The sequence below is a fragment of the Chloroflexota bacterium genome, from assembly GCA_034717495.1.
Lineage (GTDB): Bacteria > Chloroflexota > Anaerolineae > JAAEKA01 > JAAEKA01 > JAYELL01.
This window is the reverse complement of the sequence record JAYELL010000005.1, coordinates 1-24744: the sequence shown is the minus strand read 5'-3', so window position 1 is coordinate 24744 and position 24744 is coordinate 1. Positions and strand designations below refer to the sequence as shown.

At 59.4% G+C, this 24744-nt stretch carries 19 protein-coding genes; 9 read left to right on the top strand and 10 right to left on the bottom strand.

Features of this window, described 5'->3' with window-relative positions; translation table 11 throughout:
* Window positions 1–43: 43 nt before the first annotated feature.
* The 10 genes from U9R25_02025 to U9R25_01980 form a co-directional block, all read right to left on the bottom strand.
* Complete coding sequence (locus tag U9R25_02025; protein ID MEA3334656.1) at window positions 44–1312, bottom strand: anaerobic glycerol-3-phosphate dehydrogenase subunit C; 1269 nt, start codon at window positions 1310–1312, stop codon at window positions 44–46.
* Window positions 1313–1334: 22 nt separating this feature from the next.
* Window positions 1335–2603: a glycerol-3-phosphate dehydrogenase subunit GlpB gene (glpB, locus tag U9R25_02020; protein ID MEA3334655.1), complete on the bottom strand. Its 1269-nt coding sequence runs from the start codon at window positions 2601–2603 to the stop codon at window positions 1335–1337.
* On the bottom strand, window positions 2600–4348 hold the full coding sequence (gene glpA, locus U9R25_02015; protein ID MEA3334654.1) for an anaerobic glycerol-3-phosphate dehydrogenase subunit GlpA: 1749 nt from the start codon (window positions 4346–4348) through the stop codon (window positions 2600–2602). The genes glpB and glpA overlap by 4 nt, the downstream gene beginning before the upstream one ends.
* A 534-nt stretch (window positions 4349–4882) precedes the next feature.
* Window positions 4883–6076, bottom strand: a complete 1194-nt coding sequence (locus U9R25_02010; GenBank protein ID MEA3334653.1) for a hypothetical protein — start codon at window positions 6074–6076, stop codon at window positions 4883–4885.
* 35 nt (window positions 6077–6111) lie between these two features.
* Complete coding sequence (locus U9R25_02005; GenBank protein ID MEA3334652.1) at window positions 6112–7248, bottom strand: Gfo/Idh/MocA family oxidoreductase; 1137 nt, start codon at window positions 7246–7248, stop codon at window positions 6112–6114.
* 184 nt (window positions 7249–7432) lie between these two features.
* Window positions 7433–8473 carry a substrate-binding domain-containing protein gene (locus U9R25_02000; protein ID MEA3334651.1) on the bottom strand — a complete coding sequence of 347 codons (1041 nt, stop codon included), beginning with the start codon at window positions 8471–8473 and terminating at the stop codon, window positions 7433–7435.
* A 93-nt stretch (window positions 8474–8566) separates the two neighbouring features.
* A complete protein-coding gene (locus U9R25_01995; protein ID MEA3334650.1) occupies window positions 8567–9541 on the bottom strand; it encodes an ABC transporter permease in 975 nt (324 codons plus the stop codon).
* Window positions 9542–9549: 8 nt separating this feature from the next.
* A complete protein-coding gene (locus tag U9R25_01990; protein ID MEA3334649.1) occupies window positions 9550–11055 on the bottom strand; it encodes a sugar ABC transporter ATP-binding protein in 1506 nt (501 codons plus the stop codon).
* A gap of 21 nt (window positions 11056–11076) precedes the next feature.
* A complete protein-coding gene (locus U9R25_01985) occupies window positions 11077–12090 on the bottom strand; it encodes a LacI family DNA-binding transcriptional regulator (GenBank protein ID MEA3334648.1) in 1014 nt (337 codons plus the stop codon).
* 147 nt (window positions 12091–12237) lie between these two features.
* Window positions 12238–12456 carry a hypothetical protein gene (locus U9R25_01980; protein ID MEA3334647.1) on the bottom strand — a complete coding sequence of 73 codons (219 nt, stop codon included), beginning with the start codon at window positions 12454–12456 and terminating at the stop codon, window positions 12238–12240.
* Between U9R25_01980 and U9R25_01975 the strand changes: the two genes are divergently transcribed.
* The 9 genes from U9R25_01975 to U9R25_01935 all read left to right on the top strand — a co-directional run bounded on the left by U9R25_01975 (window position 12455) and on the right by U9R25_01935 (window position 24518).
* Window positions 12455–13249 carry an ATP-binding cassette domain-containing protein gene (locus tag U9R25_01975; GenBank protein ID MEA3334646.1) on the top strand — a complete coding sequence of 265 codons (795 nt, stop codon included), beginning with the start codon at window positions 12455–12457 and terminating at the stop codon, window positions 13247–13249. The genes U9R25_01980 and U9R25_01975 overlap by 2 nt on opposite strands.
* Window positions 13250–13479: 230 nt before the next feature.
* Window positions 13480–15528 (top strand): sugar-binding protein, encoded by a 2049-nt coding sequence (locus U9R25_01970; GenBank protein MEA3334645.1) that lies wholly within the window; start codon window positions 13480–13482, stop codon window positions 15526–15528.
* A gap of 321 nt (window positions 15529–15849) precedes the next feature.
* Complete coding sequence (locus U9R25_01965; protein ID MEA3334644.1) at window positions 15850–16878, top strand: ABC transporter permease; 1029 nt, start codon at window positions 15850–15852, stop codon at window positions 16876–16878.
* 194 nt (window positions 16879–17072) lie between these two features.
* Window positions 17073–19583 (top strand): sugar ABC transporter substrate-binding protein, encoded by a 2511-nt coding sequence (locus U9R25_01960; protein ID MEA3334643.1) that lies wholly within the window; start codon window positions 17073–17075, stop codon window positions 19581–19583.
* A 56-nt stretch (window positions 19584–19639) separates the two neighbouring features.
* Window positions 19640–20644 (top strand): sugar ABC transporter permease, encoded by a 1005-nt coding sequence (locus U9R25_01955; GenBank protein MEA3334642.1) that lies wholly within the window; start codon window positions 19640–19642, stop codon window positions 20642–20644.
* 9 nt (window positions 20645–20653) lie between these two features.
* On the top strand, window positions 20654–21559 hold the full coding sequence (locus U9R25_01950) for a carbohydrate ABC transporter permease (protein MEA3334641.1): 906 nt from the start codon (window positions 20654–20656) through the stop codon (window positions 21557–21559).
* A gap of 74 nt (window positions 21560–21633) precedes the next feature.
* Entirely contained in the window at window positions 21634–21951 is a 318-nt protein-coding gene (locus U9R25_01945; GenBank protein MEA3334640.1) for a hypothetical protein, read from the top strand.
* Complete coding sequence (locus U9R25_01940) at window positions 21896–22474, top strand: toxin-antitoxin system HicB family antitoxin (GenBank protein MEA3334639.1); 579 nt, start codon at window positions 21896–21898, stop codon at window positions 22472–22474. Before U9R25_01945 ends, U9R25_01940 begins: the two co-directional genes overlap by 56 nt.
* Entirely contained in the window at window positions 22428–24518 is a 2091-nt protein-coding gene (locus tag U9R25_01935) for a sugar-binding protein (protein MEA3334638.1), read from the top strand. The genes U9R25_01940 and U9R25_01935 overlap by 47 nt, the downstream gene beginning before the upstream one ends.
* Window positions 24519–24744: the final 226 nt, after the last annotated feature.

The following is a 24744-nucleotide window of genomic DNA, read 5'->3' as shown; positions in this document are numbered from 1 at the left end:
GGTTTATCCAGCAGTTTCAATGGGAACATGGAATCGCAGGCGATTAGCTGCCTACCAGCGCCCGCGCCTCCAGATCGTATAGCCCGTAGGCGGCCGCCAGGATTTCGATGGGATGACGGCTGGGAAGACCGGTGCCATGTTCCAACTGCCAGCGGCAAGTTTCCGAGTCGCAGGCAGTCATCTCAACTGCATCGCCTTGTTCCCGCACAAACCCGAATAACTCCTCCCCCACATCCATGCCGATCTGATACTTCTCGACCTTATAGCCATAGGTGCCGGCGATGCCACAGCAACGTGCGTGACTCTCCCGCAGATCGATCCCGGGAATGAGCATCAGTATCTCCATCGCCGGTTTGCCAACGCGGTGAGCACGGTACTGGCAGGGCGCATGATAGGGCAATACCATATCGATTCTATGAAAGTCGCTGCGTAGCTCGCCGGCCTGGTACAGTTCCCTCAGCCATTCAAAGATATCCCACACGGCCATTTTCAGCGTATTGGCTTCTTCGCTGTGCATATCCAGCAGTTCAGGCGCCTCCTCCTTCAGCGTCAACGTGCAGCTGGTGCTGGTGCCGACGATGGCGAGCCCCTCACGCGCATACCCGGTCAGTTTTTGGATGTTGCCCTCATGGTAATTTCTGGCGGCCTTGAACTCGCCGTTGCTAAGCATCGGCAACCCGCAGCAATTCTGCGGCGGCACAATCACCTCGAAACCATTATGTTCGAGCACTGCCACCGCCGCCTTGCCAATGAAGGGTTCGTAGTACATTGTCGCGCAGCCGTGGTAGTACACGACCTTTCTATCCGACCTGAGACGTTGATCCCCCGTGCGTTTTATCCAGGACCCAAAGGTGCCGTTCCTGCTCCAATGAGGCAACGGCGCCTCTTTGGCGATGCCCATGACTTTATCTGCCAACACCCGGCTGACAGGGTTATGCAGCCCGAAATTCGCCAGCGACGGCGCGATGCTGCCCACCTTGCCCAACAGTTCATTGCGGCCCAACAAACGGTTCCGTAACGAAATGCCCTGGTCAGCGACGATTTGGGCGCGCGCACGGGCGTTCAGCTCGGCGATTTTGACGCCGGTGGGGCAAACCTCGTTGCACACGCGGCAACCGGAGCAGTAATCAACCGAGTGGTCAGGGGAGTGCGGCTGGCCGTTTTCCCGAAAGCGCTGCGCCTGTGGGCCTACATATTTCGGACCGGGGAACAGGTCGGTGACGGCCGCCACGGGACAGTAACTGCTGCAGATATTGCATTTGATGCAGTCGTCGAGCGAGGGGCCGACGGATAGCCAGGATTCTGTGAACATAGGACGTGGTTTGTGATGCGTGTTACGTGAGCGCGTGACTGGTAGCGATCTGTTGAGCAGCCGCGAAACCGGTGGCCACGGCGATCCCGGTCAGGCTGCGCTCGCGGATGGGATCAGCGCCGGCCAACGTACCGCCCGCAGCCCACAGATTGGCATAGACAGGCTCACCCGAGGGTCGGACCGGCTGAAATCGTCGATTGACCGGCACGCCACCGCGGAAGACAGGCTGGCCGGTGGCCTCCAGGAATTGCGGTCGAAACCAGTGGCTACGTTGCTGCGGGATGGTGAGCGGCAGATCGAAAACCACCTCCCATACCCGTCCCGTGTGATCGCTGTCGAAACCGCCACCGAGAATGCCGCCGGTCGCCAGCAAATAGCTTTTTGCTCGATGCTTGAGAGGACGGGCGCTGGTCTCGGTCTCGACCCACTGGATGTTGTTGCCTCCGTTGGTCTCGAAACCTATCGCTTCCATGCCTGCCTCGACGCGCACGCCAAGTTGTAGCAAATGCTGCCGCAGCGACTTGACCAGGCGTATGCCCGGCACGCTGGGCGGCAAGGTGGGAATCTCGAAGATCGGAGCCTGCACGATCTGTTCGAGATGGACGAGCGCAGCGGGGTGATCATCTATGCCCAAAATGGCCGGCAAGCCAATCCGCTCACCCGGCTCAAGCAATTTTTTTAACGCCGCCGCCAGCTTTGCCCGGCGTGCGGGGGCGTCCAGTTCATGGGCCAAATGCACAGTGTTGGCGTCTCGGCGGCCGCTGAGCAACTGGTATGGCAGAAAGGCAGCACGAGCCGGGTAGCCCAGTTTATTCAGGTTTTCAGCGATGAGGGCAGGGTAGAAATCACGCAGGCCCTTGAAGCCAACGACCACCATCGGGGCGGAACTGCCGAGATCGCCGCCCTGCTGAGCAGCGGGGGCCAGAAACACCGGCCGGGCTGCGCCCAGGGGTGAGGAAAGCAAGCTGTTTTCGCCAGCGACAACGGCGGGGCTGTAGGGCAACCCCAGTTCGGCGGTCAGCGCGACGAATTGCGCAAGGGCGGCGGCCAGAGTCGCTTCGCCCAGCAGATGGTAGGGATGTGCTGGATCAAGCAAACCGAGTTGTTTCATGGGGCAGCGAAGGGAGTCGTGGGCGCCGGGCAAATAACCAAGCAGATCGATGGTGCCGGCATCCCAGTGCAGCGCACCCAGGCCCTTGCCGATGACACGCACGCTCAAACCAGCCCTGGCGGCGTGGTAAGCGGCCATCAGCCCCGACAGGCCCTCGCCGATGACGAGTAAGTCGATCATTCGGGAATGTCCATGTTCTCGTTGGGCGTCGTGTCGAAGTTATAGAACTCGCTGAGTGGACTGCTGCCGCCATCGTCGGGCAGGTGGTCGGCATTCATCAGGCTGAGGTAGATGAGCTCATCCAGGCGTTCCTGCTTCAGTTGCCGGCCCCACAAAATGGGTGTGACACCTTTCCAGCGTTCCTGCAGGAAGTCGCGCAGCAGCAGGTTGGGGCTACTGATTGCCAATGGTGAATTGTCAATTGTCAATGGTAAATGGCGGTTTCCCGCTTCATCATCCTGGTTATATGCGGGAGACTGCAGAAAAGCCACATTCCAATCCACAGCGCCGATCTCTGACCTCTGATCACCGATTTCATGCAGAATCCCCACAGCCCGATAGGTGCAGAATCCACCCTGGCAGGGCCCCATGCCCAGCCGCACGTCGCGCCGCAGGTCGTCCAGGGTCACGGTCGGGTTGTTGCGGGCGGCGTTCTCCAGCATCGAGCGGGTGACCAGCTCGCATTCGCAGACCAGTTGTCCCTGCAGGCGCGCTGCCTCCACCTCGTGCAGGCGATGGCCAAGCCAGTAAAATCCCTGCTCGACGCCGGGCACGGGCGTGTTGGCAGTAATGCACCCTTTGAGCTCACCCAGATGCCCGACCGCCTTATCGACGGTTTTCTCGGCCATCAGGCGGAAGGTCGTCCATTTGCCGCCGGTGATGGTGAGCAGCCCGGCCACGCCGTCTCGTTCTCTATGGTCGAGCAGCGTAAATTGGCGGGTGGCCTCGCGGCTGGCTCCGGTGTAGCCTTCTTGATAGAGGGGACGCACACCCGCCCAGGCCCGCACCACCCGCGCCTTGCTCAGGCCGGGCACCAGTTTGTCCCCCTCGTCCAGCATGAACTGCACTTCCCAGGGTTCGATGCGCAAGTGTTCGGGGTCGGTGACGCGCACGTCGGTGGTGCCGATCACCGAAACGGTATGGATGGGCACGAGAATATCGCCATCGGCGGGCATCTTGCAGCGGTTGAGCACGGTATTGACGAGACGATGATTCATGGCCACCATCGTGCCTTTACCCGGGATTATTTCGACCTCAATGCCGGCCATCTTTGCCAGTTGCCCCGCCCATGCCCCGGTAGCGCTGATCGTCATCGCCGCGTGGATTTCAACGTCTTCCCCGTTGGCCACGTCCCGCACGCGTGCCCCTGCCACGCGGCATTCACCCTCTCCGCCCTCGACGAGCAACCCGACAACCTCGTGATACAGAAATAATTCTGCACCGGCAATGCGCGCCGCCTGTGCTGTGGCATGGGTTGCCAGAAAGCTGTCGGCAGCGCCGTCCGGCACCTCAAAGACACGGCTGACGCGAGGATTGAGCAGCGGTTCGCGCCGCAGCGCCTCGGCCACGGTGATCTCATTGCATGGTACACCTGTTTCGGCGCAGGCAGCCACAAAACGATCGGGGAAATCGCCCTCGTCTTCGGGCGTGACCACAAAAAAACCGCCTGTTTCTTCCAGGCAGTGGGTGTGTGTTCTCCTTAATATCCTGTTTTCAGCGATGCACTCGCGGGCACTCTGCGGGTCTTTGACCACGTAACGCCCGCCGCTGTGCAACAGGCCATGATAGCGCCCGGTAGTGCCATGCGTCAAGTCCCGTTTCTCGACCAGCACTGTCTTGAACCCGCGCAGGGCCGCGTCCCACGCAACGCCGGTGCCGGTCGCCCCGCCGCCGATCACCAGGATTTCAGTTTCGATGTGTTTCATGTATGACCTGCCATCTCAGTTCAGGCTAACGATCATGCGGCCATCTCTGGGTGGTGTCGGCAGAACTGGTTGCCATCGCTCCATCTCAATTATAGCATATAGCACACTCTAATTGTCAATTGTCAGTTGTTAACACCTGCGCCGGAACCCACGCCTCATCAGCACGTCAGCACGCCAGCACGCCAGCACGCCAGCAGGCGGTGCGAGAGCTAGGCGGTGCGAGAGCTAGGCGGTGCAAGAGCTAGCTAGTACAGCTTGGCGTAGATAAACATGCGGTTAAGGACCGTCTCTACCTCTGGTGAGGGACCTTGGTAACTGCATAGTTATTTAGCCCGCAGTGTACTAAAGTGATTCCTGATAGAGACCAGGAGTTTGCCAGCATCATCGCCGCTCGTTTGGCCACCTTCAAACCCCTGTCTTGAAAACCGCCATTGCTTCAGGGGCGGCAGGGGGCAATTGTGGCCCCGCAACGTTTCGATGAGCGCGTTATCGACGGTTCGACTTCGCTCACCGCAGGCGTTTGACCAGGAATGCCTACGGCGCCTCGGGATTCGGTCCGAAGTGTTTGAGCATCACGATGGGATCGGACTCGCTGGGGTTGTGGATTATTACACCTTCCTGTGCCGCGGCACAGGACACGAAGAACTCGTCGTGAGTCAGTTGCCCGAAGCGAATCAGGGCCGGTGACTCGATTGCCCACTCGCCCATAGAGCCATGCCCCTGCAGAACAATCAGGCCGTAGGGACCGGCATCACGAATGCTCACCGTGCGGCCCGGCAACACGGTCAACTCCTTGGCTGCGAAATAATCATTGCCGTAGGTGATCCAGTTCTCGATATAACCCTGCTCGGTCATCTCCTCCAATACCTTGACTGGCTTTGGCGGCCGGAAGTAGGTCGCCTTGAAATCCGGAGTATGATTGGCTTGCCAATCCAGCATCGAGACGATGTAATCCAGGTCCTGCTTCCTGCCTTCGGGCACGTCCTTCACCAACAGATCCCAGCTCACGGGCATCTCATTGGTCATCGACTCAAACATACCGAAAACGTCGCTGGCCCACTGCGGCTCGTAGGTGCAGAGGCTGCCAGGTGCATGCAAAACCCCCGGCGGCACGTACCAGCCTGTGCCTACGTCCAGGCGATAGGCCCTGGACAGATCGGTGATGCGGTTGTCACCCTGGTTCCATACCTCCAGGCAGCGAATAACATCCTCTTTTTTTGTGCCCGACTCCAGGCCAAAGAACGTGTGGGGGAAATCGGCACCGTAGTTGTTGAGTTGGGGAGGGAAAAAATAGGCTTCCGGCTTGGGTTGCTGGCCTACGTTGGCCGCGTGTTCCTCCATCTGGTGCATGTGATGGGGCAATGGACCCTTGTTGTCGAAGAACTTGGAATAGATCGGCCAGGCTCCGTGGGCATCCCACATCGCATCGCCCAGCAGTCTGGCGCCCAGGTCGGCCACCACGTCCTTGAAGAGCACCCTGTCGGGCTTGTCGACGTCGCCGAAGAGGACGTAGCTCAGGCCCTCATCGGCTGTGGTCAGCGGGCCATTGTCGGCCCTGGTGGTGGACGAGAACCAACGCTCGTCGATCCCGCCGCGATCGGCGCCGAACGCGTAGTAGTCGCGGGGATGCAGTTTGATGCGCCGGCCGGGTATACAAAACTCCCGCGGAACCCAGGTGGGCGCCAGCCGCAGTATGTCTCCGCCCTGCTCGAGAATCTGCTGTGTCATATTTTCCTCCCTTTTCTACACAAAAGCTCTTCTGTCTATTTCATCTGGTGCCAGGTCCCGGTGCGGGCTGAGGCAAGAACAGCATCGATGACCAGCTGGACCTCGTAGCCATCGCGGAAATCAGGCACCAGCTTTTCGCCTCGCTCGATGCCGTACAGAAAGTCCGACGCCTGATGGATGAAGGTGTGCTCATAGCCGATGACGCAGCCCGGAACCCACCAGTGTTTCATATAGGGATGATCGCTGTCCCATACCTGTACGGTGCGGAAGCCGCGCGACAGGGAGTCGTCAGCATGATCATAGTACTCGATCACGTGGGCGTTTTCCAGGTCAAATGCGATCGATCCCTTCTCGCCGTTGATCTCGAAAGTATTCTGGTTCTTTCGGCCACGGGCGTACCGTGTAGACTCGAAGGTTCCCAAAGCGCCGTTCCCGAAGCGAGCCAGAAACGCGCAGGCATCGTCGATCTCCACTGGCATTACCGTCTCCGGATCGTCCTGAAGTCGGCGTTCTTTGATAAACGTCTCGGTCATAGCCGTGACCTCCCGGATCGGGCCGGCCAACCAAAGAGCCAGGTCGATCGAGTGGGCCAGCAGATCCCCTGTAACGCCGCTGCCGGCAGCCCGTGCGTCCAGTCTCCAGAGCGTATTACCCCCCTGGGGAAGATCCGGGCTGATGGTCCAATCCTGCAGATATTTGGCGCGATAGTGAAAGATCCGACCCAGACGGCCTTCATCAAGGAATTGTTTGGCCAGGGCAATAGCTGGAATGCGGCGGTAATTGAAGGAAACCATGGATGGTCTCCCGCTTTTCTCCACAGCTTCCGTCATCGCCAATGCTTCCTGGGCATTCATCGCCAGCGGCTTCTCGCAGATGATGATCTTTCCTGACTCCGCAGCCGCCATTGCGATGTCAAAGTGGGTATTGTTGGGCGTGCAGATATCGATAATGTCGATATCGCTCCGCGCGACGATATCCCGCCAATCGGTTTCGACATCCTGCCAGCCCCAGTTCTCGGCAAAAGCGGCGGCCCTCTCGGCGTCCCTGGCGCATACCGCCTTTTGGACAGGCCGAATTCGATGATTGAAGAATTTGTTTACCTGGCCAAGCGCATTGGAATGAGTCCGGCCCATAAAGCCGGTTCCGATAAGGCCTATGTTTAACGTGTTCATCTCAGCTTCCTACCGCTGCGGCTGGCCGTGGGCGCCGCAGCATTTTCCCGATGAAATGATCTCCAGCCATCGGCACGGAATCCCCTCCCTCCCCCAGGCCTGGGGAAGGGAGGGGACCTACCGTCGATACGGTAGCTGACAGGGTTTGGATTCACCGCATCAGCTAATGGATATCAGCGCTCGCTTACTTCTCGAACTTGTCCGGCGTCTGCAGAAGTGCCTGCACTACGTCAGAATCGACATTTTCAGGGGTAATGAGCACCGGCGCCAACTCGACGCTTGGGTTTTCGATCGTCTCGCCGTTGATGAACGCGTGGATTGCTGCCACGCCCTCATAGCCCATCTGATAGGGATCCTGCGCGATAATGGCTTGGATCGTGCCATCATCGAAGAGCGGTAGAATCTCGGGACTGGGATCGAATGTGATGATCTTCAATTCCTTGTCCACGCCTTTGGCCTTGGCAGCCTGAGCAATACCAGCCGCGATTGGTGCCGCAGCCGAGAAGAATCCTACCAGATCGGGATTGGCGGTGAGCTGGTCGGTAGCGATGTTCAGGGACTTGACTGCATCAGCATCCGTCCACTGAGTTTCCAGAACGCTCATTTCCGGATACTGAGCGATGGCCTCTGCGAAGCCAACGCTGCGGCCAGCGCTCACCGAGCCCGCCTGGATGCCCAGGTTGGACACGAGACCTTTTTCACCGAGCAACCTGGCCATCTCCTCACCGGCCATCCAGCCGCCTTCGTACTGATCAGTGATAATGCTGGCCAATGGAGAATCACTGTTTATTCCCGAATCGGCCATGGCGACCGGCACGCCGGCTGCCATCGCTTCTTCAACAGCTGGGATCAGGGCTTCCGAGTCGAGTGCGGCCAGAAGGATTCCGGCCGGCTTCTTCTTTGTAACGTTCCGGACAAGGTCAACCTGTGCGGCAATGTCAGCTTCTGTGGCTGGACCCAAATAGTCGACGGTGTAGCCAAGTTCATTGGCCTTATCCTGGGCACCCTTCACCAGGAACAGGTAGAAGGTGGCTGAGGTCGACTTCGGAATGAAGACGATCTCGCCCTTGTCTTCCGGCTCTGCAGCGGACTCGTCCGCCGCCGGTTCCTCAGCCGGCACCTGATCGGCGACCGGTTGTTGCACCGGTGCTGCGGGTGCTACGCATCCGGTTAGCAGTGCGAAAACCATCAGGACTGCCAGAATCTGACCTAGCTTCTTAAACATTATTTTACTCCTTATCGAACAGCAAGAGCATTGAGCTCAACTCGAAATCTCTCCGTCGTAGCCTGTTTCCTTACCGGTTTCACCTCCTTGATCTTACCGCCGTCGCCGATACTGGTCGATCGCGATGGCGGCAATAATAATTGCGCCGGTCACCACGTACTGCCAGAACGAATTTACGCCGAGGATATTCAGCCCGTTGCGAATGGTTGTCATGATGATGGCGCCGATGAGTGTGGCGATGATACTTCCTTCGCCGCCAAACAGGCTTGTACCGCCAATAACCACGGCCCCGATGGCCAGTAGCTCGTAGCCGTTGCCGCCAGCAGGCTGAATAATCCCCAACCGCCCAGCCTCAATGATGGATGCCAACCCCGTGAGCAGACCACAGATCACGTAGACGCCGATCGTAACCCTGGCAACCTTGATGCCGGACAGGCGTGCGGCTTCGGCGTTGCTGCCAATGGCATAGACGAAACGGCCGAAACGCGTGTAGTTGGCAATGATGAAGCCCACGATAAACACCACGACCATGATCACCGTGGGCACGGGGATAAGATCAAAAAACTTTCCCTGTCCGATGAACTTGTACACATCGGGTAGCCCATAGATAGGAATACCATCCGACAGAATGAGCGCCAAACCGCGGGCCACGCCCATCATGCCCAGGGTGGCGATAAAGGGGGGCACCCAGAGCTTCGTAATGAGAATCCCATTGGTCAGGCCGAGCAAGGACCCGAAGGCAATGGTGGCAGCCAGGGAGAGAGGAAGGCTTCCGGTGGCTTCCAGCACAAGACCGCCCACCACAGCTGAAGCGGCGAACAGTGCGCCGACGGATAGGTCGATGCCCGCGGAGATAATCACAAAGGTCTCACCGGCAGCGATAATCGCGATGACAGCCGTTTGCAGAGTGATTTCCATGATATTGTCGCGCGTGAAAAAATAGGGCGACAGCAGCCCGAGCACCAGCCACATAATTGCCAGGATAACCAGCATCGAGACTCCCTGATTTCGGGAAAGGCCGCGAATGCCAGCTGAAACGCTCGATCGCTCGCTCGCAAATTGATCCATATGGTTTTTTACTCCACTACCCTTTGGGCCTGCACGCTATTATGCATGATCTCCTGCTTGGACGTCTGTTTCGGATCGAGCTCGGCGACCAGGTTGCCATCGGCCATAACCAGAATGCGGTCAGTCACGTCAATGACCTCCGTCATGTCACTGGAAATGAAGATCACCGCTCGATCCTCGGCTTCGTCCACAAACTCACGTATCAGAGAATATATCTCGCCGCGGGCGCCAACATCGATGCCGATAGTCGGCTCGTCCAGGATCAGCAGATTACAATCCGCCGACAGCCACTTCCCGAGAACCACCTTTTGTTTGTTGCCACCACTCAGATACTTCACTTCCTGGGACAATCCGGAAGTCTTGATATCCATGGACCTGACTACGCGGGTCGCGATATCTGTCTCCGAATTTCTGTTGAACAGGATACCTCTCAGCTTGGTAAGCAGAACCATGGAGACGTTCTGCTTGACGCTCAAGTTGAGACACAGCCCATCAGCATCCCTGTCCTCGGGCAGGTAGCCGATACCCGACCCAACCGCCGTCTCCGGCGAATCAATCACCACCGTATCGCCGTTCAGGACCAAAGATCCTCCGACCAGTTTGTCCGCACCGAAGAGAGCTCGGGCGAGTTCGGTTTTTCCAGCACCGACAAGGCCTGTGATCCCCAGGATCTCTCGCTTGCGAACAGAAAAGTTTGCCGGGCTCAGCAAAAACACGCTTTGTATATCTGTAACATTGAGGAGGTCGCCGTCATAGGAGACATCCCTCCCCTCGTGGCTTCGGGTCAACTCTTTGCCGATCATCAGTCCAACGATCTCATCCAGATCGGCATCCTCGGCAGAAACCGTCGTGATCTTTTCCCCGTCCCGCAAAACCGTGATGCGGTCGCCAACCTGTTTCACTTCTTCCAGCTTGTGGGAGATGTAGATGATACCGATCCCGCGCGCCTTGATCTCGGCTATAGCATCGAACAGGATATCGGTCTCGTTACGGCTGAGCGCGGCAGTCGGCTCATCCATGACGATGACCTTGGCGTTTTTGGAGAGCGCGATGGCAATCTCGAGCATTTGCTTCTGCGAAACGGGAAGGTCCTTCACCTTGGCCTTGGGATCAATGTCGTAGTGGATCCGTTCCAGCACGGCCCGGGCGTGGGCGTCCACTTCCCGCCAGCGAATCAAACCGCGTTCGCTGGTAAAAAGGGGCATGGCCAGGTTTTCAGCCACGCTCAGGTGAGGGATCAGATGGAAGTGCTGGTAGATCGTAACGATGCCCAGTGCCTCGGCGGTCACGGGATGGTAGTTATTGAGATCAAGGGTCTCGCTATCGAGAACAACCGATCCGGCATCCGTTTCGTAGGCGCCAGACAGAATCTTCATGAGCGTCGACTTACCGGCGCCGTTTTCGCCGAGTAGGACATGAACTTCACCCCGGTCGAGGTCGAAATCGATATTCTTCAGGACAGGCACACCGAAAAAGGCTTTGCTGATACCTTGCATTTTCAAGAGATTCGTCATGTGAGGACCTTCTGACGAGATTTACGGTTCATCTGTCGGCGACGGGACCACAGGAGAGGTCGAACGACGGATCTGTAGTTCTATTTGCAGCATTATGCGCCGCGGCGGCAATTCCGGGTCGCGCACCCGTTCCAGAAGCATGGTAGCGGCAGCTACACCCATATTGTAGTTGGGCTGCCTGATGGTTGTAAGAGGGGGATTGGTATAGAGCGCCAAAGGGATGTCGTCGAATCCCACCACTGACAGGTCGACAGGCACGTGGCGCCCTGCCTCGCAGGCTGCGCAGATAGCGCCGACGGCCATTAGATCGTTACCCGAAAACAGGGCGGTTGGAGGTTCGCCCAAGGCCAGCAATTGCTGCGTCGCCCGGTAACCGCCGCCGAGGTTGAAGTTTCCAGGCACGATCAGGGCCTCGTCGATTGGAATGCCTGCTTCCTGCAGGGCCTGGCGATAACCGTCCACACGCTCCGCGCTAAGGGTCAAATTGACAGGGGCCGAAATACACCCAATGCGCCGGTGGCCGATTTCGATCAGATGACGGGTAGCCAACCAGCCGCCTCGAGCATTATCCGCCAGGACCGTATCGACGGTCACACCCGGTACTTCGCGATCCACCACCACCACGGGGACGTGCCGTTCCAGGAGGCTTTGAATATGATCGGTGCTGGCGCCGGCAGCCATGAAGAGGATACCGTCAACCTGTTTCTCGGTAAGCACCCCGATATAGTATTCTTCTTTGCCCAGATCAGCGTCGGAATTGCAGAGGATGAGGCTATATCCGTGCTCGAAGCTGGTGTCTTCGATGCCACGGACAATCTCAGCGAAGAAAGGATTGGCGTTGTCGGGGACAATGATACCGACGGTGTGGGTCTTGCCGCTACGCAAGCTGCGAGCCAGGCGATTGGGATGGTAGCCCAACTCGCGCATAGCCTCCAGCACCCGTTCCCTCAGCTCGATGCTGACAGGTCGGGTCTCGTTGATCACGTGGGAAACCGATGTCACGGAGACGCCGGCGCGCTCCGCTACATCCCGCATTGTCGCGATGATCCACCTCCGTAGTCGACGGTAGCAATCGTTTGCGCAATCGTTTGCGAAAAGTATAACAAAAAAGGCATGCTTTGTCAAGCGTTTTTCGCCCCTCCTGTTGACAAGGGTGACTCTCTGTGCTACAATTTTTTGGACCTACGCACTGCTCTTTGCCGCGCAGTTCAACATGGCCGTCGGCCTGTCCCCATCATCCCGGACCAGCGGACCAACGACTCCCACTCCAGCCTTCCGCTCGTTCTCGGTTCGGACCATGCCGACAACCTGGCATCTATCGGCACCCAGCGAACAATCCATCAGCGCCGGCCGGTCCATACGCTGCATTACTGCCATAATTCGAGACGGGAGTAGCTCCATGGCGGATTCCCAGCCCATCGTTGAGATGAAAAACATCTACAAGAGCTTTGGCGCCGTGCGCGCGCTTCGAGGGGTTGACTTGACGCTGCATCGCAACGAGATCCTGGGGCTGGTCGGCGACAACGCGGCCGGCAAGTCGACCTTGATGAAGGTGTTAAGTGGGGCCTATATTCCCGACGAGGGCGAGATCTTCATCGATAGCCAGCTGGCCGACATCAAGAGCCCCGAGGACTCCCGCCATATGGGCATCGAGATGGTTTACCAGGATTTTATGTTGGCCAATAACCTGGACGTGGCCAGCAACGTCTTTCTGGGCCGCGAGATGGTACGCTGGCAGCTGGGTCCCCTGCGGTTCATGAACCAGCGAGGCATGGAGAACGAAGCGCGCGCGCTGATTGACCGGCTGCGCATTGACATCCCCTCGGTGCGGCTGAAGGTGGAAAACCTCTCCGGTGGCCAGCGGCAGGCGGTAGCCATTGGCCGCGCCACCGCGTTCGACGCCAAGGTCATCATTATGGACGAGCCCACGGCCGCCCTGAGTGTGGCCGCTATCGACAAGGTAGTTGACCTGATTGGACAGCTCAAGGGGGAGGGTGCTTCCATTATCGTCATCAGCCACCGGCTGGAGGACCTCTTCCGGGTCGGCGACCGGGTCATGATCATGCGCCACGGTCGCAAGGTCGGCGATCTACCGGTACAGGGCGATATTCACACCTTCCGCGAGGAGCTGGTCGCTTACATGATTGGCGCCCGTGACGACCTCAACGAAGGTCAGCCTGTGCCCGAAAGATAATCGCTGGGCAGGTCACGCTCCGGAAAAACTGAACTTCATTCTTTACGCGAGGAGGTGGTTAAGGCACAGCGATTTTACGATCAGCGACTCCATTGCCCCCATTGAGCCCTATTTCGCTGAAAGGTTTTACCGGCCGCGATGCAACCCATCGTGCAGTATCTCAAACCATTCCTGGTTGGGTGCCCTACCCACCGGGAGACATGGAACAAGTCTCAAGGAGGAGTCTTACCATGAAGAAGATTACCCTGTTGCTCACGCTCGTTCTGTTGGCCAGCATGGTGCTGGCCGCCTGTGCAGTGCCCGCCGCTCCGGTCCCCGCGGAGCCACCCGCCGAAGCGGAGGCTCCGGATGAAGCGATGCATGCAGCTCTGGAGGATGGCACGATCACCATCGCCTGGATCCCCAAGGCGCTCAACAACCCCGTCTTCGAGATCGGCGAGGTAGGTGCCAAGGCCAAGGCCGCCGAGCTGACCGAAGCAGGCCCCTACAAGGTCGTAGTCGACTACATGGGCTCCGTGGCCTCCGACATGACGGAACAGGCTGCTGTCATGGCCGATGCGGTCACCAAGGGTGTGGATGCCATCGGCGTCTCCTGTAACGATCCCGACGGCTGCATCGATCCCATCAACGACGCAGTGGACCTGGGCATCGAGGTGATGACCTGGGACAGCGACTCGCCCGACAGCGAGCGCTTCACCTACCTGGGCGTCGACAACTACGAAGGTGGTCTGGCAGCCGGCGAGATGCTGGTTAACGTCATGGGTGAGGAGGGCCAGGTCGCCCTGCTGACCGGCGTGCCCGGCGCCTTCAACCTGGAGGAACGCATCCGCGGCTTCAAGGACTATGTTGCCGACTACCCCGGCATCGAGATCGTTGCCACCGCCGTCTCCAACGACGACATTAACCTGGGTGTCCAGGTGGTCGAGGAGACCATGCAGGCCTATCCCGACCTGGACGGCTGGTTCTTCGTGGGCCTCTGGCCCCTCTTCGCCGACCGCGGCTCCATGCCCCTCTGGGATGAGGCTGCCCAGGGCGGCGAGATGAAGACCATCGTCTTCGACACCCTGCCCCTCGAGCTGGACTACCTGAAAGATGGCTATGTCCAGGGCCTGGTCGGCCAGAAGTACTGGGGCTGGGGCTACGACACCGTCCAGATGATCTACGACAAGATCGTCGAGGGCGTCGAGTATGATGGCTTCACAAACTCGGGTATGGACCTGGTCGACGAGTGCAACGTCGATGTCATGGCCGAAATGTGGGAGAAGCAGGACTTCACCATCGAACTACCACCGCTATGTAGTGAGGGCGAAGCTGCCGTGCCGGAAGGGGAGATGCATGCAGCCCTGGAGGATGGCACGATCGTCATCGCCTGGATCCCCAAGGCGCTCAACAACCCCGTCTTCGAGATCGGCGAGGTAGGTGCCCGGACCAAAGCAGCTGAGCTGACCGATGCAGGCCCCTACAAGGTCGTAGTCGACTACATGGGCTCCGTGGCCTCCGACATGACGGAACAGGCCGCTATCATGGCCGATGCAGTCACCAAGGGTGTGGATGCCATCGGCGTCTCCTGTAATGATCCCGACGGCTGCATCGATCCCATCAACGACGCAGTGGACCTGGGCATCGAGGTGATGACCTGGGACAGCGACTCGCCCGACAGTGAGCGCTTCACCTACCTGGGCGTCGACAACTACGAAGGTGGTCTGGCAGCCGGCGAGATGCTGGTTAACGTCATGGGTGAGGAGGGCCAGGTCGCCCTGCTGACCGGCGTGCCCGGCGCCTTCAACCTGGAGGAACGCATCCGCGGCTTCAAGGACTATGTTGCCGACTACCCCGGCATCGAGATCGTTGCCACCGCCGTCTCCAACGACGACATTAACCTGGGTGTCCAGGTGGTCGAGGAGACCATGCAGGCCTATCCCGACCTGGACGGCTGGTTCTTCGTGGGCCTCTGGCCCCTCTTCGCCGACCGCGGCTCCATGCCCCTCTGGGATGAGGCTGCCCAGGGCGGCGAGATGAAGACCATCGTCTTCGACACCCTGCCCCTCGAGCTGGACTACCTGAAAGATGGCTATGTCCAGGGCCTGGTCGGCCAGAAGTACTGGGGCTGGGGCTACGACACCGTCCAGATGATCTACGACAAGATCGTCGAGGGCGTCGAGTATGATGGCTTCACAAACTCGGGTATGGACCTGGTCGACGAGTGCAACGTCGATGTCATGGCCGAAATGTGGGAGAAGCAGGACTTCACCATCGAACTACCACCGCTGTGCCAGTAGTGGATCAAGTGACAGCAGGTGTGTTCAAACATAGTTAAGGATGGTAGACTGGACCAGTTCTTGTGCATAGTTCTGATGGTGCTCTTCCGCACAGACGTGCCCAGATAAAAAATGAGCCTTCCGGGAAACTGGTCCAGTCTCTCTAACCGGTGTTGAACACACCCCGTTGCTTCGATAAGGTAAGCAAGTCGATGCGCCCCTGACGGGCCGCACCAGAAACGCGGGTGTCAGACCAGATAAGCCCTTGGACCAAACCTGGTAAAAGAGTGAAGTACACCTTCCTCACCGGGGGCCAGCAAACGGATCCAGGAGCAGCAACCTATGACCCAGCGGACGGCAGCCACATCGCCAGACCCGGCTCAGGAGTCGCCAGGATTCTTCCGACATCTGGTAGCGCGCCAGGAGTTCGGCGTATTCATGATCCTGGTAATTATTTGCGCGTTCCTTGCGATCGCCACCGACACATTCTGGTCCACGCGCAACATCACCACCGTGGTGCTCTTTGTTTCCTGGATAGCGATCGCCGCTTTCGGTGAGACGATGGTCATCCTGACCGCCGGCATCGACCTGTCGGTGGGCTCGATGATGGCACTGGCAGGCTTTGCAACTGCCTGGCTTTTGACCTGGCCTCCCCTTGCTGAGACCCTACCGGTGGGTCTGCTGGTGTTGATCGGTGTGTTGGGCGGTCTGCTGGCCGGGCTTGTCATCGGCGTTATCAACGGCGGTCTCATCACGCGGTTTCGATTGCCACCTTTCATCGCGACCCTGGGTACCATGAGCATCGCCCGGGGCGTCACGTTTGGCGGTAGCCGGGGTTGGCCAATTCGCGGCCTGCCCGAGGAGTTCAAGCAGATCGGCCAGGCGAACCTGAGCATACTCGGCCTGGAAATCCCGTTGCCGATTATTATCATGCTTGTGCTGGCAATCCTGACCTCCCTTTTCCTCAGCAAGACCGTGACTGGGCGCCATATCTATGCAGTAGGTGGCAACGAGGAGGCTGTCCGCGTCTCGGGTGTCAATCCCAACCGCATCAAGATGTTGGTGTACATCGCGTGTGCGATGTTTGCTGCTCTGGCTGGTTTGATCAACACGGCCAAGCTCGGGGTAGCAGCGCCTACCGCCGCTACGGGTTGGGAACTGGATATCATTGCAGCGGTCGTGATCGGCGGCACCAGCCTCTTTGGAGGTGAGGGCACCATTCTGGGTACGCTCATAGGCGCCCTTATCATGGGTGTCATTCGCAACGGTCTAAACCTGCTGGGCTTCCCCGCTTACTGGCAGCCAGCCGCAATCGGAACGGTCATCATCCTGGCCGTAATGGTGGATTACTACCGCAAAGACAGGCAGTAACAGTATATCACTGCAATAGACGTCATGCCCGTCACCCAGGATGAAGAAGGCAAACGCTATTCGCTCACCAGCAAACCGATTCTCCGCAAATCCTGAGAATTCACGCACGCCATGAAAGGAGGACGAAAGCGTCACCACCGTTGATCGGAAAAAATTGACTCATGGTCATAGACGACCAAAGGAGGCACTAAGTAATGAAACCCCGCATCTGGCATTTACTGGCCCTTCTTCTCATCATCAGCATGGTGGCTGCCGCATGTGCAGTACCAGCATCCACCCCTGCACCGGCCCCGCAGCCGGAGGCCGAGAAACCGGCGCCTGCCGAAACAGTAACCGTTCGCATCGCCACCTGGGCCGGAGTCGACGAGTCGGCAGAATTGCAGGAGGTGATCGAGGAAGTCAACGCCTCTGTGGATCACTTCCAGATCGTACACGAGCCTGCCCCCGACGACTACTACACCAAGATCCAGACCTCTCTGGCCGGCGGCACCTCAGCCGACCTCTTCTGGCTCTCCCAGGAATGGATCGCCGGATTGGCCGACCAGGGCGGGCTGCTGGACGTCACCGACTACCTGGAAGCCGACGATCAAAACCCGGCCGCCGATCTGGACGACTACTTCGACGATATCCTCAAGACCGCCCGCTTCAAGGGCCAGTACTACGGCCTGCCATGGATCGCCCAGCCGGTCGTCATGTTCTTCAACAGGGCCTTGTTCGACGAGGCAGGAGTCGATTACCCAACCCTCGACTGGACCTGGGACAACTTCCTGGCTGCTTCCGAAGCCCTCACCCAGGACACCGACGGCGATGGTTCCAACGACCAGTGGGGCTTCACCCTCACAGGCTGGCCGCCACCCCAGATGTTCATCTGGCAGGCCGGCGGCGAGATTATCTCTGATGATCTCTCCGAAAGCCCCGTCGACTCCCCCGAGGCCATCGCCGGCCTCGACTTCTACGCCAACATGATCTACGACGACGTGCACGCGCCGCCCGAAGCGGTGATCCAGGAACAGGGCTTTGGCGAGATGTTCAAGGCCGGCAAGGTGGCCATGTTCATGGGCGGAGCCGCCGACGACCTGGACCGCGTCGAGGGCCTGGACGTGGGCGTGGTGGCTGTGCCCGCCGGCCCTGCCGGTCGCCCCACCTTCGCCTGGACAGCATCCACTGTGGTCGCGGCCGACACCGAGTACCCGGAGATTACCTACGAAGCACTGGCCAGGCTGACCGACGGCATCCACCACTGGAAGATCGTGGCCCCTCGCAAGTCGCTGGCCACTGCCGAGGGCATCACCGCATCCGAGCCGCGCAAGGAAGCCAACGCCGAGGCCATCGCCGCGGCCGTGCCATCCATGCGGGCTTTCAACATCATCCCGCGCCACCAGGAGTGGGACACCATCTTCTGGGGCGACTTCATGGACCCACTCTTCCACGGCGAGGGCACTGCCGAAGAGCTGGCGCCTGAAATCCGTCCGTTGCTGGAGGAAATGCTGCCCGAAGGGGGCGCAGCCGCGCTGGCGCCGGAGGAACCGGCCGAGAAAGTGACAGTTCGCATCGCCACCTGGGCAGGGGTCGAGGAATCGTCCGAGCTACAGGAAGTGATCAACGCGGTCAATGCCGAAGCCACCACCTATCAGATCGTACACGAGCCTGCCCCCGACGACTACTACACCAAGATCCAGACCTCTCTGGCCGGCGGCACCTCAGCCGACCTCTTCTGGCTCTCCCAGGAATGGATCGCCGGATTGGCCGACCAGGGCGGGCTGCTGGACGTCACCGACTACCTGGAAGCCGACGATCAAAACCCGGCCGCCGATCTGGACGACTACTTCGACGATATCCTCAAGACCGCCCGCTTCAAGGGCCAGTACTACGGCCTGCCATGGATCGCCCAGCCGGTCGTCATGTTCTTCAACAGGGCCTTGTTCGACGAGGCAGGAGTCGATTACCCAACCCTCGACTGGACCTGGGACAACTTCCTGGCTGCTTCCGAAGCCCTCACCCAGGACACCGACGGCGATGGTTCCAACGACCAGTGGGGCTTCACCCTCACAGGCTGGCCGCCACCCCAGATGTTCATCTGGCAGGCCGGCGGCGAGATTATCTCTGATGATCTCTCCGAAAGCCCCGTCGACTCCCCCGAGGCCATCGCCGGCCTCGACTTCTACGCCAACATGATCTACGACGACGTGCACGCGCCGCCCGAAGCGGTGATCCAGGAACAGGGCTTTGGCGAGATGTTCAAGGCCGGCAAGGTGGCCATGTTCATGGGCGGAGCCGCCGACGACCTGGACCGCGTCGAGGGCCTGGACGTGGGCGTGGTGGCTGTGCCCGCCGGCCCTGCCGGTCGCCCCACCTTCGCCTGGACAGCATCCACTGTGGTCGCGGCCGACACCGAGTACCCGGAGATTACCTACGAAGCACTGGCCAGGCTGACCGACGGCATCCACCACTGGAAGATCGTGGCCCCTCGCAAGTCGCTGGCCACTGCCGAGGGCATCACCGCATCCGAGCCGCGCAAGGAAGCCAACGCCGAGGCCATCGCCGCGGCCGTGCCATCCATGCGGGCTTTCAACATCATCCCGCGCCACCAGGAGTGGGACACCATCTTCTGGGGCGATTTCATGGACCTGCTCTTCCACGGCGAGGGCACTGCCGAAGAGCTGGCGCCTGAAATCCGTCCGTTGCTGGAGGAAATGCTGCCGTAACAAAACATTTGGTGTAGGGGCGGGGTTATCCCGCCCCTACGGGCAACCCCCACCCGATGATCGAACTATCCTTCTGGGACGCGTACGGCTCAACCCTGCTGCACTGGATTCTGGTCGGAGCAGCAATCGGTCTGAGCATGGTGCTTTTAAACCGTGCCCTGGTGGCGTTCGGCGTCAAGCGCGAAACGGCAACCGGCTATGCACTGGTTCTGCCCTGGTTGTTGGGGCTTGGCATCTGGATCCTCTACCCCTTCGCACGCTCCCTCTATCTCAGTTTCACCCAATACAACATCCTGCAGCCGGCCCAGTGGATTGGCACCGACAACTACGTCAAGATGTTCACAGGGGACAAGCAGTTCTGGCTTTCGCTGCGACTGACGATTCTCTACTCGTTGTTCAACGTGCCTCTGGGCACCCTCGGCGCGCTGGGCGTTGCATTGATCCTCAACCGGGACATCAAGGGCATCGGCGTCTGGCGCACCATCTACTACCTGCCGGCCGTACTGCCCGTAGTTGCGGTGGCCTTGCTCTGGCGCTGGATGCTCAGCCCCTCCTCGGGCCTTATCAACTTCTTGCTGAGCCCAATCTACGCTGCGCTGGACATGGAGCCATTGGCCTGGTTCACCGACCCCGACCTGGTGCTGCCCTCCTTCGTCATCATGGGCATGTGGGGTGTCTTCGGTGCCAACACGATCATCCTGCTGGCCGGCCTCAAGAACGTCCCCAGGCACCTGTACGATGTCGCGGACCTGGACGGCGCCAACCAGGGCCAGAAGTTGCGCTACGTGACCATTCCCATGCTCAGCCCGACGCTGTTCTACGTTGTGATCACCGGCATTATCGCCTCGCTGCAGATCTTCACCCAGGCCTTTTTCATCGAGATTCCGCGGCGGGCCGGCACCTTTCTCAATGTGTTGATCTATCGGGAGGCCTTCCAGTTCCGGCACATGGGCTACGCCTCAGCCATCGCCTGGTTCCAGTTAATCCTTATTCTGTTGATAACCTTGCTTGTTTTCAAATCCTCGGCCGCTTGGGTCTACTATGAAGGCGAACGAAGGTAGGTAGATTGCGTGACAACAACACCTGTCAGTGTGGACAAACCGAGATTTGGGGTAAGCGCCAGGCGCACGGTGACGAATATCATCACCTATGCGCTGCTGATTCTCTTCTCCCTGTTTGTCTTCGTTCCACTCTTCTACATGATTTCCACCTCGCTCAAGAGCGAACAGCAGCTTTTCGCCTGGCCCATCCAGTGGATACCCGATCCCATCATGTGGCAGAACTACGGCGATGCCTTTGCAGCGCTAAGCAGCATTGCACCGGGCCTGACCTTCTGGAGGATCCTCTTCAACACCCTTTTCATCACCCTGCTGGCCATGACCGCTGAGTTGATCGCCGTTTCAGTGGTGGCCTACGGATTTGCCCGCTTTCGTTTTCCCGGCCGCAACATCCTGTTCATTATCATGCTGGCCACCATGATGCTGCCGTCGATCATCACCCTGATCCCGACATTTCTGATCTGGCGAAACCTCGATCTGATCGACACCTTCGACCCGTTGACGGTGCGGATTTGGTTTGGGGGCGGCGCCTGGGCCATCTTCTTCATGCGCCAGTATTTACTCACGATTCCCCGTGAGATGGAGGAGGCGGCCATTATCGACGGCGCCAATACCTTCCAGGTCTACAGCCGCATCATGCTGCCTCTGGCCCGCCCTGCACTGCTGGCCCTGGGCGTGCTCATCTTCCAGGGCAACTGGAACAACTTCGAGGGACCGTTGATCTACCTGAACACCACCCTCAAGTTCCCGCTGGTGGTGGCCATGAAGTTCTTCCAGGGATCGATTTCCAACGAGGCACCCAAGTGGCATTACATGATGGCCATGTCGGTGGTCATGGCCGCGCCCATCCTCGTCATCTTTTTCCTGGCCCAACGCTACTTCATCGAGGGGCTGACGGTGGGGGCGGTGAAGGGGTAAGATACGCTTGGCAGGATGAGAGTTTTTGAATATAATCATAAGCAGTAACTCAACTGGGAGTACGAGGTGATCATATGGCACTTATGCAGCTACGAGACTTGATTTCAGACATTCATGTCCTGGACCGAGAAATCCAACGCTTCGAAGAGAGGTACAACTTGCTCTCGGAGGATTTTTATAAGCTGTACGAGGCCGGTCGCCTGCGCGATGAAACTATTGAGGAGATCGACGACTATGGCCGCTGGGCAGCGCCCTATCGAATGCGGCTGCGTCGCAAGGATCAATACGACCAGGCCAAGAGAAGCACAATACAAGCACTATCACCCCGAGAGGCTGTTGTGCTCGAGCCCAATCCCGCCGGAGATACACGCGGCAGTCGCAACCGCCGCTGAAGTGGGTGGAAAGAGCATCAATCAATGGGCTGCTGAGACCGGCCATGAAAATGAACCGCTTCCGGCGAAACTTTGTACAGCTCGTAAACATCACTCTGCTCTTGATAGTAACCAGCAGTTCCTGTGTGCCCTCCCCTTTGCCGGCTCCGATCCAGGACCACTCGCAAACCTCACCTACGCCACCAGCCGGCAATCCAACGCCAGGTCATACGGTCCACGTTCCCAAGCTTCGCGACGGGCTGATCAACCTGGCCCATCTCCAACATCTGACCGAGCTGGTCGAGTGGCAGGGCGAGCCGGCGGCCATCGTGCACATCTACTCGGAGGAGCCCGAGTACGGCTGGGTGGACGCCAGCGGCGAGGGCATTGCAGCCGTCGACGATGTGGCGCGGGCCGCTCTGGTCTATTTGCAATACTTCGAGCGCACGGGCGATGGGCAAGCGTTGGAGCTGGCTCGAGCAGCTCTGAACTTCGTCATGCGGCTCCAGGCCGACGACGGCCAATACTACAACTTCGTTTTTGACCGCGATGGCACGATCAACGAAGATGGGCGCACCAGCTACAAGTCGTCGGGCTGGTGGGCGGCGCGCGGCCAGTGGGCACTGGCCAACGGCTATCGGATCTTCAAAGAGGTCGATCCCGATTACGCGGCCCGCCTGCAGACCGCTTACTTGCGGGGTGAGGATGCCCTGGGGGATACGATGGGTCCGGTTGGCGCCCACGAGGAGTTGCACGGCGAGGCCATCCCTGCCTGGTTGATCAACAACGGCTCCGATGTTTCGTCATTGGCAATGCTGGGCCTGGCCGAGTACTACCAAACCGAGCCCAACAGCCGCACCCGCCAGTTGCTCACCAATCAGGCCAACGGCGTCGCCAGGTATCAATTGGGTGGGCCGGGGGAGTATCCCTACGCCGCCCACCCCTCCACCACCACCTCGACCGCGCTGTGGCATGCCTGGGGCAGCCACCAGGTGCACGCGCTGGCCCGTGCCGGTCAGTTGCTGGAGCGCCAGGACTGGATCGACTCAGCCCAACGCGCCGCCGACACCTTCTTCGTGCGCCTGCTGACCACCGACCTGATCAACGAGATGCTGCCCCTGCCCAACCGCCGGGGTCAGATCGCCTACGGCGCGGAGGTGATGACCTCCGGCTTCTGGGCGCTCTACCAGGCCACGGGGGATCCCCAATATGCCCGGTACGCCGGTCTGACCGCCTCCTGGTTCCTGGGCAACAATATGGCTGGCGTCCAGATGTATGATCCAGAGACTGGACGCACCTTTGACGGCATCGATGGCCCTACGCCCTTTCGCGTCAACCGCAACAGCGGCGCGGAGTCGACCATCGAGGCACTCTACGCTTTGATGCAGATGGATCAAGACCCCATTGCCGGCCGGTACCTGGACTTCAAGGCGGTCAAGAGCCCGCCAATGCTGATCGTTGAAATGGAGAACGGAGAAAAAGTGGCGGGAGACGCCACCGACGGTCGCCGAGGCTGGACCGGCGAGGCCCGTTTTTCCAATGACCGCTATTTTGGCCTGAAGCCAGGCGACGCTGTGTCTGTGCCTGTCAAGATTCCCGACGACGACCTTTACCTGATCTATGCCTCCCACCTGCGCCGCGGCGCGCCCAGGCCCGAAAGGGTGTCCGAGGCGGTGCGGGCACCCGGCCCTGTGACAATCGACGGCGTGCTGGAGGAGTGGGATGCCGCGCAGGACTTGCTCGTGAACACCCGCGAGCAAGTCCTGCGCGGCGCGGCCGCCTGGCCCGGCCCACAGACCGAGACCATCGATCTGCGCTGGATGTGGGATGAGGAGAATCTCTATGTGGCTGCCAGCGTCAAGGATCCCCAACATCTGCAGGAGGAGATTGGCCCTATGGTCTGGCACGGCGATGTGCTCTATCTCTACCTGGACACCCGGGGCCGGCACGACCGGCTGGACGTCAAATTGACCCTGGCCCAGACACCGCAGGGAGCCCAGGTGTGGAACTGGGTGGCACAGAGCTTTTTGCCTGGTGCCGAACTGGCCTGGCAGCCAACCGGGAAGGGCTACATCTACGAGGCCGCGTTGCCGCTGAAAAGCCTCAACTTCCTGCAGCCCGAGCCTGGGAAACGCATGAACTTCGACGCCGGCATGGGTTTCACCGGGGGCTTCATCAACTGGACAGGCCTGGACCCGGACACCGTGGATAACCTGGCGCCCCTGGCTTTCGTGGACGAGCTATCGCCGGCCGCGATCGCCGGTGATGTGCCGGAGCAGTCGCCTGAAGACGTGGCCTTTTCCGTGGCCCTGGACGGGAGCGAGCCTGTCGTCGTGCCCCAGGCCGTCTCTCCCGACCGGGACTACCTCTGGCTCGATCCCGTGTTCGGCGAGCCGCAACGGCTGGACCAGGCTACATACAACCTGGTGGTGAAATTCGCCGGCCGGCAGCAAGATCGTGAGGCCATCGTCGACGCCTTCCTGATCCACCCCTCTGTTTTATGTAAACAGTTCGCCCACAGCGACGGCCGCGAGATCTCCCTCTGCTACGATACGCGAACTGGCCAGGCAACCTGGGATGAGCGCTAAAAAAACCGAAGAAAGTGTGAGTTGCTGGGACCGTACCCTGTAAAACCTCGTCACAAGCCATTTGACCGCCAATAACGTGCCAATCCAGCCAGGTTGCCGGTATAATCATCCTTCATCTCTGCAAACGAGGATGGTAACATGCTTTGGTATCTCCTGGCTCAACTCTGGTTCACGCCCTTCCCGTTGATACGCCTTGCCCGACTTCCGACCGATGACAAATATCTCG